The following is a 14,327-nucleotide window of genomic DNA, read 5'->3' as shown; positions in this document are numbered from 1 at the left end:
GTGTTTTCATGATGGTTGGTTTAGTTGGTTAGTTGAGGAAAGCCCCGCATTAGCGGGGCTTTTTTTATTCCTGCTCTTGTAGCATTTTTATTTCGTCCCGAAGTTTGGCAGCTTCCATAAAATCAAGCTCTTTGGCTGCTTTTTCCATTGCTTTTCGCTTTTCACGAATCAATTTTTCTTTTTGATCTTGGGTAAGATATTCCAAATCGGGTTCTGCTGCCCTTAGCTCTTCCTTTTGAAAATGGTAGGTAGATACAGAATTCTTGGCTAGTGCGTTGTCAAGATTCTTGTTCAATGCCTTTGGAACAATATTGTTTTCCTTGTTATAATTTATTTGTTTTTCCCTTCGGTAGTTAGTTTCATCAATAGTTTTTTGCATACTTTCCGTGATGGTATCAGCATACATTATCGCCTTTCCATTTAGGTTTCGAGCTGCCCTTCCCACTGTTTGTGTGAGAGAACGGTTGCTTCTTAAAAAACCTTCTTTATCGGCATCTAAAATGGCCACCAATGATACTTCGGGTAAATCAAGACCTTCCCGGAGTAAGTTGACTCCTATCAAAACATCAAAAAGTCCTTTTCGTAAATCTTGCATAATTTCAACGCGTTCCAGGGTATCCACGTCACTGTGAATGTATCTGCAACGCACATTGATCCTAGAAAGATATTTTGTCAATTCCTCGGCCATACGTTTGGTCAAAGTAGTGACCAAGGTTCGTTCATCCAGTTCAACCCGCTGTTGAATTTCCTCAACCAAATCGTCAATTTGGTTCATACTTGGGCGGACTTCGATTATTGGGTCCAACAGTCCGGTAGGTCGAATCACCTGTTCTACATAAACACCTTGACTTAACTGAAGTTCGTAATCTGCGGGAGTAGCACTAACATATAGCACTTGGTTCTGGAGGGCTTCAAACTCCTCAAACTTCAATGGCCTGTTGTCCATGGCGGCTGGAAGTCGGAATCCGTAGTCTACGAGATTCTCTTTTCTAGACCGGTCTCCCCCATACATGGCATGCACTTGTGGAATGGTAACGTGACTCTCATCAATGACCATCAAATAATCATCCGGAAAATAATCCAAAAGACAAAAGGGTCGAGTGCCTGGTTCACGCCCATCCAAATAACGGGAGTAATTCTCAATTCCTGAACAGTACCCCAGTTCGCGGATCATTTCCAAATCAAAATTCGTTCTTTCTTCCAACCGTTTGGCTTCCAATGGTCTGCCGATTTCTTTGAAATAGTCTATTTGCTTCACTAAATCGTCTTGAATTTGATGAATTGCATTTTGAAGAATATCCGGGGAAGTGACAAACATGTTCGCAGGGTAAATGTTCAATGCATCATACACCTCGATTACTTTATTGTTGAAGGGATCAAGTGCTTCTATTTCCTCTATTTCGTCCCCGAAAAAATGTACCCTGAATGCATGGTCAGCATACCCTGGAAAGACATCGACCACGTCTCCCTTTACCCTAAAGTTTCCATTTCTAAAATCAGCAGTAGTACGGGAATATAGACTTTGCACCAATTGTTTCAGGAATTTCGTTCTGGATATAACCTGATCCCTTTGGATAGATATTACATTTTTTTGGAATTCAATAGGATTTCCAATACCATAAAGGCAAGAAACGGAAGCTACGACCAATACATCCCTTCTTCCAGAAAGTAAAGAAGAAGTGGCACTTAAACGCAGTTTTTCTATATCCTCGTTGATTGAAAGGTCTTTTTCAATATATAATCCGCTAGTGGGGATATAGGCTTCAGGTTGGTAGTAGTCATAATACGATACAAAGTATTCAATTGCATTGTTCGGAAAAAACTGCTTGAACTCAGAATACAACTGTGCTGCCAAAGTTTTGTTGTGTGCCAAAACCAAGGTCGGCCTTTGAACCCTCTCCACAACATTGGCAACGGTGAACGTTTTACCCGAACCAGTGACTCCTAAAAGGGTTTGATGTGGCTCACTTTCATTGATTCCATTAACCAATTCAGAAATGGCCTGGGGTTGGTCCCCAGTGGGGTTAAAATCTGAAACTACTTGAAACTTCATGTGATAAAAATACTAAAGGGAAGTACTAAAATGAAGTAAATACCTGTATTATCTTTTAAGGGCAAAGTGACCCTTTATTTCTCGGTTCATACTGTCCACAGCCTTGAACCAATATTCGCCCGAAGGAAGGGGGCGGCCTGCAAAATTGCCATCCCAGCCCAATGAACTTTGCGAGATTTCTTTTAACAACATGCCATACCGATTAAAAATTCGAATCGATTGAAATACTACCAAGTCCGAGTCTCTAGGTTGTATAAATTGCCAAAAATCATTTATGCTATCTCCATTTGGGGTAAAAAATTTGGGGAATCCTTCTGCGGTTAAATCCAAGGAAAAAGTCTCCGTGGCGATACCGCAACCATTTTTATCCCTAACATAAAAAGTATGGTTTCCTGCTTCAAGATTGCCAAATGTATTGTTATCCTGATATGGTCCGTCAATATTATCCACTGCATATTCATAATCCCCATTTCCTGAAACATTCACGGTTATTTCCATGGTTAATCCAGATTCTCGCATACTGAGGTTGTCAATCGTTGCGATTTCAGATGAAACAACCGAGAATTCCTTGGTGGTTGAACATTCAATGGTTTGTCCTGATTGGGAAATATTGGTGTAGGCTTCGTATCTGTACGTCCCATTTTCTGATAAGGCCACCTCGTTGGTCTCCGAGAGCAAGGTCTCGTTACCAAATGGGTCAATTTGGTACCATCTAAAGCCGTCTGCACTGTCCTCCGAAGTGATTGTATGGGGAAGTTCATTTGAGCATAAAGATAACTTGTCGGGAAAATTGATTTCTGGATTTAGGGATACAAATTCACCGGAATCAATATCGAGATATGGCCCGCAGCCCAGTAAAGTTGAAAAGCTTTCTTGCCCACAGCCAATCGCTTCACCAGCAGAATTAAAAGGGGTAATTCGTATGAAAAATGTGCGATTTGATTCAAACTCCAGAATTAAAGTTGAATTTGTCACGAATGATGCATTGTCTAGAATATCTGCTGAATCTGGTGTTGAACCGATGGTGACCCTATATCCTGTTGCACCTGAAACTGGTGACCATTCCAAAAGAGGGGTGAGCGGAACATTGGTAGCACCATCCAACGGCGAAATCATGTTGGTGCAGCTAGGAATACTAGCCACATCTCCTGTGGTAAATGAGGTTTCTTGACAACCAGAGGCCATTCCGTTTTCATTTTCTGGAAAAACAGAAACATAAATAAGCGTATTGGGAGGGAACTGACCAGAAGGGTTGTAAGAAAGTACGTTTCCAACGGATGTGAGGGGCAGTAAATCACCTCCTCCCGGGTTGGTGCCAAGCCTAATGGAATATCCTGTGGCATTTGGAGCGTAGTCCCAGATAATATTTGAAAATACGCTAACGTCGGTTTCGCCATTTGTCGGACTAGTTACCGTTGTACAATTTGGGGGAGTGGTCACATCTTCAGTAGTAAAAGATTGACCTATGCAAATGATATCCTCTGTAGAGTCGAATAAAAAGTCCAAGATTATGGTTACATATATCGTGGTGTTTTCTGGAAGCCCCAAGGGAGCCGTATATGAGGTAGCATTACCAACAGAGCGCTGCAAAATTTCACTACCCCCAGGAGTGGTACCCAGTCGAATACGATATGCCGGTACTCCGGGAACGGATTCCCATGAAATAACGGTGTTGACAGGTACTCCCGTAGCTCCGTCCAACGGACTTAACAAATTAGGACATTCTTGTGCCTTACCTGCAACCGAAACAAAAAGAGCGGTTATGAAGAGCAATTTTTTTAACATTTGACTAAAATCAAACATTGTAAGTTAGTTATTTTTAATGGATTATCGCTTTAGCGCGAAATGCCCTTTAAAAATTCGTCCGTCTTCCAAGAACATTTTAAACCAATAGTCATCGGCAGGAAGAATAGTATTGTTGAAAGTGCCATTCCACCCTCCAGTTTTAGGGCTTATTTGGGCCATTAACCTACCAAATCTATTATAAATTGAAATAGTGCTTTCGGCCTGAAACTGTTCGTCAATACCAATTATTTGCCATGTATCGTTGATATTGTCACCGTTCGGGGTAAAGAATTTGGGATAACCAATTACCGAGATGAGTTCTGACGATACTCCACATCCATTTTTATCTCTTACGAATACCGTAATAAAACCCGGGGTTACATTTTCAAATATGGGGGAATCTTGATAATTTGACTCATCTGCCAAGGCATATTCATAATCACCATCTCCAGATACTGATATTTCTACTCTGTTATCGTCGGTAATATCTTCAACGCTTATATCTTGTATGATTGCTTTATTAGAGGGACTGACCACAAAATCAACTTCACTCATACAGTCAAAAGTACCTTCATTGGTTACATATCGATAACCAGCTTCGAGCGTGTAATTACCTATCGAGGAAACTTCGGAAATACGATGTGAGCTAATCCTTTGCCGAGTTCCTCCCTCATTTTTGTACCAATAATATAGATCAAAACCTGCAGGAGCTTCCAAGAAGATAGGAGGGCCATCGGTACACCAAGAAACTTCATTGTCAAATTTGAAAGAAGGAGTAGGGTTCACAATAAGATTGATAACGTCAATTTCCTCGCATGCGTTTGAATTTTCTATTCGCGCATATATTTTTGTGGATTCCGTTCTATAGTTGCCGTCAATGGGTTGTTGCTCAAGAGAGGCATCCTCCAAAGAAGTATAAAGTGCCACGTCCGAATTTGGATAATCTTGATTTATTATTGCCTTAAGGTCAAAAATCCCTTCCAATAACAAGTCTTCCGGATTTTCATCACATACATAATAGTTTTTTTCATCCGATGGATTGAAAATTACTGACCTTACCTGTAATTCCAGCGCTGCGAAATCTTCACATCCGTTGTCGTCAACAATTTTATAATAGATGGTTTGGTTAAAGGGATTTGTGTTAGTGAAACCAATAGGATTGATTATCGGTTTTTCCGTGTTTAAATTGGTTAAGGATTCATAAAATGAATAAGTAAAGTCTGTATTTACTATAGCTTCTTCAAGATTGAAAGGTGCGATTCCGTCGGTTGAATTGGTGGTTGAAGCGTCGCATTGTATCAATGTAAGCGGTTGCGCTTGCGGCAAAGGATTTATCGATACGAAGGCCTCACCAATTATAGGACATTCTCCTGGGTCAGCTAAAATTACCTCCAGACTATAACGCCCAGCCTCTGAGGCACCTGCAGAGCTTATGGTAAGCGTATTGGACGAGTTGCTTATGGGATTACCATCTTTTTCCCAATTATATGTAGCATTCGGAATATTTTCGGTTTCCAAAGTAAAGTCGTCCCCTTCGCAAACGGTTAAGGAGGTTCCTGTGGAGCCATCTGCATTTTTGACAATGTCTACTCTGTCAAAAAAAGATTGGATGAACGGCGGGAGTCCTTGAGTGGCATTTCGTCCACCAAGAGAGATTGCATTATGGACATAGTCAGCAGCGTTGCCTAATTCATTTGGACTTTCGATGACCCCTAGGTATGGGGTTCCATTAAGATAATTTTCCGCTATAGTCCGGTATATTTTACCATTCTGACCTAGTTGTAAGGCGCCGCGATAAATAGCTCTTCGGTCGATTTCAATTTCAGAGGCAGAAACATTCGAAGCTGTTAAATCATATTGCAAAAGTGATGATGAGTGCCCTTCCAGATCATTGGCTGGTGCATTATTTGAGGTGTGGGCGTACAAAAACCTCTGATTGGGCGAAAATTCAATGCCATAAGGAAATTTGTTGGGTGCTGACACCGAAAGTTGCCGTTGGTTGGACAAAATACCGGAATTCACATCAAAGTCATACAAATAAAGCCCAAAAGCAGAATTGGCACTGGCCAAAGTACTGCCATCTGCTGAGAATTTCAGATAGCCCCTAGGATCCACAACCTGTAAGTTTGGGAAAGTACTTTTGACAGATGTTGTATTTACCCCAGTTGATGTCACTTCAAAAGCGTGATAGGTGTCAAAAGGCCCATCTCCATTATTATTTCTTCCCAATGTGACAACCCAAATGGATTTGTCAAAACAATCTTTGACAACGGCGGATATCTTTTCCGAGCAATCTCCGAGAAGGTTGACATTTTTTTCTATCACAGCTCCGTTGCCATTATTAAGAGAAAGGTCAACCGTGGAATAATTCAATCCGCGATCTGGGTCGCCTTCAAAAGTTGTGGTATCCACAGTGAAAATATACAGGATGTTTGGGTCATCAGGATTTTCTACAATTATGGCCGATTGCGTACTGGAAGGATCGCCATATAAACCGGTTCCATTTTGCATAACCGTATGACTTCGGTCAAAAACCCGAATGCCATCTGTGTACATTATTAGATTGCCTTGAGCATCAGAAATGGAGGCACAACCTTCAAAAGTGTCAATCCGGCCATTGTTCAATGCGGTTACAGTACCGTCGTTATTGAATTGTATGCCAGCTCTGTTTCCAAAATACCAATTGGCGGTTTGCCCTTGTCCAAATAAATGGCAAGAGGAAAGACAAAGAACAAAAAGCAAACAGTATTTATATAGCATTCTGTGATTTACGGCACCTCACAAGATACTATAAATCACGCTTTTTCAATAATACATAGGATAAATAGATAAAAAGCGCCGTCCAGAAGATTACTATCAGAAATTCGTACCAGTATACTTGATAATCAAATTTCATGTTTTCCCCGATTTGTTGACCAATATTTTGAACAGCAGATAACCGGGTAAAAGGCTCCTTGATAAGGTTAGTCATAGATTCAAGTGGAAAGAAATCCTTGATTAACTTGGCGTTGTCCCAGCTCATTACCCTCCAACCTAACAAACCAAAAATAACTTGCTCCAAAACAGCCCATAGAATCAGAAAACCTAGGGCAAATGCCGAACGTTTTACAAAAATTCCCAGAAAAAGGCAGAAAGAAAAGAACCCAACCAATTTTACAAAGAAAGCCAACAGGAATTCTAAATCAGAAAAAATAATGGACATTTCATTGTAATCGGAATAAACGAGACCTAATATCATCGATACTACAAATACAAATACGGTAGAAATCAATGAAAAGGAAATGACCGTTAAAAATTTTGAAAGGATAAATTCTTTTTTTGAAAGTCCATCAATAAGGTTTTGTTTAATAGTCTTATTGCTGTACTCATTGGCCATCATAGAAACAATTACAATAGCTAGAAAAAGTTTAAAAATAGCCGTGACAAAGGTGTTGAAATGCCAGATATATGGAAAATTAAAGATTCCCTGATCAGCAAGATGAAACTTTACCGGACCAATATCGAATTTAATGGCTGCAATTAGGGCAATTGAGGTAAGCAGGACAAAATAAGAAGTAATCAGTATTTTACTGGCCCTGTTATTCCAAAGTTTTATGAATTCTATCTGCAATAGGCGTACCATATTATTTGTTTTTGGTCAGGGTTAAAAATTGTTCTTCCAAACTCTCTTTGCGTTTTACCAAATGGGAAAGCACCATACCTTTTTGAAACAACATTTTGTTTAGTTCTTCCGCATTCATTTCTTCCTTTAAAAAAGCGGTCAAAGTGCCATTTTCACGAGTGATTTTTCCAAAACTTGCGTTTTTTTGTAAAAGGTTTTCCAATTTTTCCATGTCTGTGGTTCTTAATTCAAAGAACCCATGGCTTGCCAACATGCCATCTACGGCACCAGAGTATAGTTTTTCTCCTTTTCTTAGGATGACAACATGTGAACAGACTTTTTCAACTTCATCCAATAAATGAGAAGCAAGTAGAATCGTAGTTCCCTGTCCAGCTATTTTTTTGATGATCTCCCTAATTTGATGAATACCTTGAGGGTCCAGTCCGTTCGTGGGTTCATCAAGAATCAAAATTTCAGGATCGTTGAGTAGAGCGGAAGCAATGGCCAACCGCTGTTTCATTCCCAAGGAGTAAGTCCGAAATTTACTGTTTCTGCGTTCCCAAAGCCCAACTAGCTCCAGTTTTTCCTGAATTTTTGTTTTAGGGACTTCTTTGATTGTGCAAACTAGCTTCAAATTTTGAGTAGCAGTCATGTAAGGGTAAAAGTTGGGGCGCTCGATAATAGCCCCGACTTTTTTTAAAGCCTCATGTGTGGACATGGTACCATCGAACCAGCTAAAATCTCCTGAAGTTCGGTTTACTACGTTGAGAATTATGCCCAAAGTAGTTGATTTTCCGCTACCGTTAGGTCCTAGAATTCCATAGACATTCCCTTTTTCAATGGTGAAGGATAAATCCTTGACCGCTGTGAGGAAGCCAAATTTCTTTGTTAAATTGTTTACGGTCAGTATAGTTTCCAAGATGGAATCGTTTTTTGATTTGTTTATAGTAACTTGACGAGGTATTATAGGTTTTGTTACAAAATACGGAAAGAATGTCTGGTGAAAAGTTGATGTCAAAGAAAAAACCTGCGTATCCGGTCAATGAAAAATTGGATGCGTACCTAAATCGATACAATCGAAAAATAGAAATCCCTATTTTTTATGATGACCTTCTGCGGTTTGCTGGTTCCGTTGTTGTATATGACTCAGAAGGTGATGATACACTTTGGGTAAGGGTCTATTATTCAGATTTTGATCGTGAAGAAATTGATTTGAGTCTCAAAAAGGTCTATTCCATTCTTCATTCCGATGGTGGTAACCGTATTTTGGAATATCTCAATATTGATGCAGTGGATTATTGCACTTTTGGAAACTCTAAACCTTTTCGAATAAAGGTCAGAAACATTCTCAATGACAATTACACTTACTTCTATGTAAAAAAAGCTGATGCCTCCAGAGTTTATGGGCTAGAGCTGGAGCATATGCTGTCTCCTTACAATTTAAACTTTTTGGTTTATGGAGATACGCTAATTGAAGAGCATATTGCTGGTATTCCGGGAGATGTTTTCATTGAAGACATGCTTCCTAAATGTACGGAGCCTGAAAAGGCTCAATTGGCCAAGGAGTTTGTGAAGTTCAATGAGCGCTGTATGATTCGTTTGTTGGGAGATATGCGTTCCTATAATTATGTTATTGTACCTACCCATGATTTTGACCATGTGGTGTACAAGATAAGAGCTATAGATTTTGACCAGCAGTGCTTTGAGGGAAGATTGAAGGTATATCGTCCACAGTTTTTTAAAGAGAATTTTCAGATGGTGGAACTGGTGCGTTCCAAATTGCAAAAACATTCGGTTGATCAATATAAAATTGAGGAACGTTCCATAGTGGCGAAACGAATTATGAGTTCCGGTGACCGAATCAAACGATTATTGGATGCTAGTTTAGAAGATACAATTTCCCTTGACGAGAACATCTTAAAACTTAAGCTTGAGATATATGAATTGACCAAGGATATCGACTTTAAGAAGAGTACAACAATGGGCGAGGTATTAACTCTTGCTCTCGATTTTGTAAAGCGGAATTACCAAGATGTGAGTATGCGGCAGATTATTGACAAGAAATTTTGATCAATAAGCAATTGTACTAATTCTTTTCCTCTTTGTTGAAGTACACCAAATAGTAGTACATCTGTCGTTCCTCATCCCAGCCTTTTTCCACAAATTTTTGAGCTGACTCTGGGTTGATGAAATCCATTTTTATCTGGATATTGGTGTCCAGGTTGATGACGTTCTTTATTTTTTTTCGAGCATCGGAAACTGCTTTATTGGCAATATCAAAGTTCGAAACGTCCTCGATGCTAAACTTTGGTCCCTTCTCTACCTTGTAATGTTTGAACTCAGGGATAAGCTCTGGGTTTTCCATAACCTCATTTAAAAAAGAGGTTTCCTCAAATTCATCATTTTTGGCGAAATGGTTTACCGCTCTGTTCATAAACAACACTTCCTGTTGCTTGTCTTCTGCGGGTAAGACCACATCCTTGGCAAAATTCTGGCAGAACTTCAGATAATTCTTGGTGTAGAAATTCTCATCGGTCAAAGGTGTAATTCCTAAAAAGTTTTCCAGCCAATATTTGGCATCATATCGATTGCGATCAACTGACAAAACTTTATAGCCTTCCTCTTTTTCAATGTTGAAAACAATGCAACCTTTATCCAGTTTATTGATATTGATGCCTTGTTGAATCAATATTTCAAGGTTTTGGCCTTGTTCTTCAAACTGGAGAAAATCATGTTTCAATTCGCTTTTGAAGATTCCAATGGCGTCTGTCTTTTGGTTGTCTACGACCATATCTGAAAAATGAACCACATAAACTTCCCCACTTTTAATATGGGGATGATTGGATTGTTCAAAAAGATGGGAGGTAATTTGTTTCGAAATCTGATGGGCCGAGGTGCTATCTTCAAATAGGGTCGTCACCGACTTATATACCTCATTAAATTCCAAGTCGACCTCATGGCTGAACTTAAAATAATTTTCTTCTTTTTCGCGAAACGGTTTAAAAAAATATTCCTTTAAAAGTCCCGCCATTTCATCGTTCAATGAAAAAGGTTCAGAGGAAAGAAAAATGGGTTCATTCTTACTTTTATTACCCACACGATGGAGGGATACGCTTTCGATTTGGGCGGGGTATAGGTTTAGCATTCTGTTTGTCGATTATCAATTGTCAATAAACAATGGTCAAATAATTTAATTGTTCATTGATAATAGGTAATTGTTAATTCTACTTAATTAATTCCAATTTTCGTCAAAATCCATGTCGTCATAACTGTCGAGTGAATCACCAAATTCTATTTGGGACTCTCCTTCAAATTTTTTCTCTGGAGGTGAATCGGGAAGCTCACCGAAACTAAAGAGTAGGTTAGGATAAGACCTACCATCCTCTTTCTCCACAATATCGGCTAGTTCCACAAAAAAGGTCCACATACTCAAAAAGTCGTAAACATATATAAGTTTTGGGCTTTGCTCAGTTAAAACGTCATCCAATGTGGTTTCGTTCATCAATCGAACATCGGAACCGTTTTCACTCATATCAAAAAGAGCGATTTCTTCATCTTGGTTCCATTCCTCATCACAGGTATAAAAAGAGGCCATTTCACTGCCGCCAAAGCCAAAAGCTTGCGTTATTGCATTATGAAATTCTTCCAATGTGTTGGAGCCCTCTATTTCGATATCCCTAAAGATATCCTCTTCAACATCAAGAATTATCCTGATTTTATAAATCATTCAATAGAAATTAAAGTGGAACAAAGTTAAGACAAATAGTGATTCATTTGGTGAATCTATGTAAGGTGAAGGTCATTGCGGCCAATAAAAAGAATGCACAAATCTGATGCGCAACACCTAGCCAAAGGGGAACGGCATAAATCAGGGTGAGCACGCCCAATAAAAACTGAGCCGCAACTAAAATGATAATTGATTTCACCCCATTGGTTTGTAACGTGGTAAGCTCCATATTTTTGGTTCGATACCATATCAATATTACAAAGGCAACGACCAAATAAGCCAGATAACGGTGAACAAATTGAACCCCACTTTTACCTTCTATAAAATTCTTCACCAAAGGTTGTTGCTCAATATAAACCGTTTTGTGCATTAATTTACCTTCGCTCATCAATGGCCAGTGATTGTGGATAAAACCAGCATCTAAACCGGCAACAAAAGCCCCCCAAATAATCTGGATTACCAAAAACACATAAGCAATCCTTATCAGGTTTCGAATACTGGTATTGATTTGCTTTTTATCAGGATACTTCAAATCCAGTGCCACCCATAAACTATAAGCAAATGTCAAAAAAGCAGTGGTCAAATGTGCGGCTAACCTATAATGTGAAACATCCGGTCGGTCAACAAGCCCACTCTTTACCATGTACCAACCCAAAAATCCTTGAAATCCACCTAAGAAAAGTAGCACTAAGGATTTTTTTATGGTCGGACGGTCCAGTTTTTTGCGAATTAAGAAAATCAAGAAAGGAACTATAAACACAATTCCAATCAACCTTCCAATGACCCGATGCAGCCATTCCCAAAAGTAAATGCTCTTAAAATCCTCTAGATTGAAATGATGGTTGAGTTTTTGATATTCAGGATATTGTTTATAAAGCTCAAAAGCCTCTTCCCATTCTTGTTGATTCATGGGGGGTAGGGTGCCGGTGATCAATTTGTAATCAGAAATGGAAAGTCCTGAGTGGGTCAATCTTGTAATACCGCCGACCACAACCATGATGAAAATCATAACACATCCCGTTAGCAACCAATAAATAACGTATTTGTTATTTTTCATTCGAAACTGGGTTTAGATTCATTTCTTTGCCTTTTTGCAGCATAAAATCAAAGGCGGCTTGATATTCGTTAGGAATTTCCCCTTCTAAAATGGCCTCTTTTATCGCTTCTTTAAGAATTCCTATTTCCCTGGAAGGTTTTAAATTGAAAGTCTTCATGATTTCTTCACCGGAAACGGGAGGTTGAAAATTACGAACATGATCTTTTTCTTCAACCTCAATAATTTTTTGGCGTACTATCTTAAAGTTGTTCTTGTACTTTCGCTGCTTTCTTGGATTTTTTGTCGTAATATCAGCCTCGCATAGCGTCATTAAATCCTCTACATTGTCGCCAGCGTCAAAAACTAAGCGACGTACTGCTGAATCGGTAACAAAATCTTCGGATAATACTATGGGCCTGGAACTCATCAAAACCATTTTCTGAACAAATTTCATCTTGTCGTTTAATGGCATTCGTAATCTTTTGAAGAGTTTGTATACCATTTTCGAACCAACAAATTCATGGGCGTGAAATGTCCACCCGATTTTTTTATGAAATCGCTTCGTTGGTGCTTTGCCAATGTCATGCAACAAGGCCGCCCATCTTAACCAAAGGTTATTGGTGTTTTCTGAAATATTGTCCACCACTTCCAGCGTGTGCCAAAAGTTGTCTTTATGCCGTTGCCCTTCAACCTCTTCAATACCTTGGAGTGCTGTAAGCTCTGGTAAAATAATGGGTAAAAGGCCTGTTTGATGCATCAATTTAAAGCCTATTGATGGCTTTTCGCTCATTAAAATCTTATGGAGTTCATCCACTATCCGTTCCTTGGAAACAATTTTGATTCGGTCTTTATTTTCGGAAATAGCTTGAAGAGATTTTACTTCAATCTCAAAATTTAATTGGGAAGCAAAACGAACAGCACGCATCATCCGAAGGGGGTCATCGGAATAGGTGATTTTCGGGTCCAGTGGAGTACGAATGATTTTTTGACTTAAATCCTTTCTACCGTTGAAAGGGTCTAAAAGTTGTCCAAAATTGGATGTGTTCAACGCCAGGGCCATGGCATTGATGGTAAAATCACGACGATCTTGATCATCTTGCAAGGTGCCATCTTCAACAATCGGTTTTCTACTGTTACGCTGGTAGCTTTCCTTTCGGGCGCCCACGAATTCCAGTTCAAGGTCTTCGTATTTAATCATGGCCGTACCAAAATTTTTGAAAACGGATACCTGTGGCTTTCCTTTAAGTTTTGAAGCTACTTTTTTTGCGAGCTCAATTCCACTTCCAATAGCAACAATGTCGATGTCTTTTGGAGTTCCGCGATTTAGAAAATAATCTCGAACAAACCCTCCAATGACATAAGAGTCAATGCCCAATTCTTCTGAAGTTTCACCAACAAGTCTAAAAATGGGGTGCTGTATTGCTTTTTTATGGAATTCCTGCGTCATTCTACTCGATAATCGAGATTATATTATTCCGAATTTTGCTTCGAAACTTTAATATTTTTCTTAATCAATGTCTTTCGGATTTGTTCCGAAGTAGTTTACTTTCGAATTACCTTCACTTGACCATCGTTGCCCAACTTTATGATGGATGATGGGGAAGGGTTTTTACTTTTGTCGGGCAAATTTACCACATAGTCCACTCCTTTTAAAATTTCAGGGCTTATCTCTTTGAATTGTTTTGGTGTGGGCTGGCCTGATACGTTGGCAGATGTGGAAACAATTGGTTTTCCAAACTTATTAATGAGATATTGACAAAATTTGTCGGAAGCGACCCGAATGGCAAGGGTATTGTCTTCCGCAATAAGATTTTTGGCAACTCCTTTGGGCTCGTCAAAAACAATTGTAATCGGTTTTTCAGCCAAATCAATAATATCATAGGCGACTTCAGGGACTTCTGCTACGTGGCGCTCTAACATTGCTTGGTTGGCCACTAGACAGATTAAAGCCTTACTGTCTTCCCTGTTTTTTAGAGCATATACTTTTTTTACCGCTTCAGGATCAGTGGCGTCGCACCCAATGCCCCAAACCGTGTCCGTAGGGTAGAGGATAAGGTTGTTTTTTTTCAGCGCTTCGATGCAGTTGTTGATTTCTTGAGTATTGATAATATAAGTTATGGTTGGT

The 14,327-nt window shown here is 39.3% G+C and carries 11 protein-coding genes; 1 reads left to right on the top strand and 10 read right to left on the bottom strand.

The window, feature by feature from the left end; translation table 11 throughout:
- Nucleotides 1-64 precede the first annotated feature (64 nt).
- The 5 genes from uvrB to E4661_RS11255 are packed head-to-tail and all read right to left on the bottom strand — an operon-like array spanning nucleotide 65 to nucleotide 8,358.
- Complete coding sequence (gene uvrB / locus E4661_RS11275) at nucleotides 65-2,053, bottom strand: excinuclease ABC subunit UvrB (protein WP_136467373.1); 1,989 nt, start codon at nucleotides 2,051-2,053, stop codon at nucleotides 65-67.
- A 48-nt stretch (nucleotides 2,054-2,101) separates the two neighbouring features.
- A complete protein-coding gene (locus tag E4661_RS11270; protein WP_168796363.1) occupies nucleotides 2,102-3,838 on the bottom strand; it encodes a T9SS type B sorting domain-containing protein in 1,737 nt (578 codons plus the stop codon).
- Nucleotides 3,839-3,880: 42 nt separating this feature from the next.
- Nucleotides 3,881-6,598: a T9SS type B sorting domain-containing protein gene (locus tag E4661_RS11265; protein ID WP_136467369.1), complete on the bottom strand. Its 2,718-nt coding sequence runs from the start codon at nucleotides 6,596-6,598 to the stop codon at nucleotides 3,881-3,883.
- A gap of 28 nt (nucleotides 6,599-6,626) precedes the next feature.
- A complete protein-coding gene (locus E4661_RS11260) occupies nucleotides 6,627-7,460 on the bottom strand; it encodes an ABC transporter permease (protein ID WP_136467367.1) in 834 nt (277 codons plus the stop codon).
- A gap of 1 nt (nucleotide 7,461) precedes the next feature.
- Nucleotides 7,462-8,358: an ABC transporter ATP-binding protein gene (locus tag E4661_RS11255; RefSeq protein ID WP_136467365.1), complete on the bottom strand. Its 897-nt coding sequence runs from the start codon at nucleotides 8,356-8,358 to the stop codon at nucleotides 7,462-7,464.
- 74 nt (nucleotides 8,359-8,432) lie between these two features.
- Here E4661_RS11255 and E4661_RS11250 point away from each other — a divergent pair, with 74 nt between their 5' ends.
- Nucleotides 8,433-9,509 carry a hypothetical protein gene (locus E4661_RS11250; protein WP_136467363.1) on the top strand — a complete coding sequence of 359 codons (1,077 nt, stop codon included), beginning with the start codon at nucleotides 8,433-8,435 and terminating at the stop codon, nucleotides 9,507-9,509.
- Nucleotides 9,510-9,525: 16 nt separating this feature from the next.
- Here the strand turns inward: E4661_RS11250 and E4661_RS11245 are convergent, their stop codons facing one another.
- From E4661_RS11245 to E4661_RS11225, 5 genes are all read right to left on the bottom strand, one after another.
- Nucleotides 9,526-10,584 carry a nucleoid-associated protein gene (locus E4661_RS11245; RefSeq protein WP_136467360.1) on the bottom strand — a complete coding sequence of 353 codons (1,059 nt, stop codon included), beginning with the start codon at nucleotides 10,582-10,584 and terminating at the stop codon, nucleotides 9,526-9,528.
- Between the two features lie 87 nt (nucleotides 10,585-10,671).
- The gene (locus tag E4661_RS11240; RefSeq protein ID WP_136467358.1) at nucleotides 10,672-11,166 is read right to left on the bottom strand and encodes a plasmid pRiA4b ORF-3 family protein; all 495 of its coding nucleotides are present in this window, start codon (nucleotides 11,164-11,166) and stop codon (nucleotides 10,672-10,674) included.
- A gap of 43 nt (nucleotides 11,167-11,209) precedes the next feature.
- Nucleotides 11,210-12,223 (bottom strand): COX15/CtaA family protein, encoded by a 1,014-nt coding sequence (locus E4661_RS11235; RefSeq protein WP_136467356.1) that lies wholly within the window; start codon nucleotides 12,221-12,223, stop codon nucleotides 11,210-11,212.
- Nucleotides 12,213-13,649, bottom strand: coding sequence for a CCA tRNA nucleotidyltransferase (locus E4661_RS11230; RefSeq protein ID WP_136467354.1), 1,437 nt, complete (start codon nucleotides 13,647-13,649; stop codon nucleotides 12,213-12,215). The genes E4661_RS11235 and E4661_RS11230 overlap by 11 nt, the downstream gene beginning before the upstream one ends.
- Before the next feature lie 95 nt (nucleotides 13,650-13,744).
- A complete protein-coding gene (locus E4661_RS11225; protein ID WP_136467352.1) occupies nucleotides 13,745-14,308 on the bottom strand; it encodes an L-threonylcarbamoyladenylate synthase in 564 nt (187 codons plus the stop codon).
- Nucleotides 14,309-14,327 lie beyond the last annotated feature (19 nt).

This window comes from Flagellimonas onchidii (assembly GCF_004804315.1).
Classification (GTDB): domain Bacteria; phylum Bacteroidota; class Bacteroidia; order Flavobacteriales; family Flavobacteriaceae; genus Flagellimonas; species Flagellimonas onchidii.
Note: the sequence above shows the minus strand (reverse complement) of the source record. Positions and strands in the feature narration are given on the sequence as shown.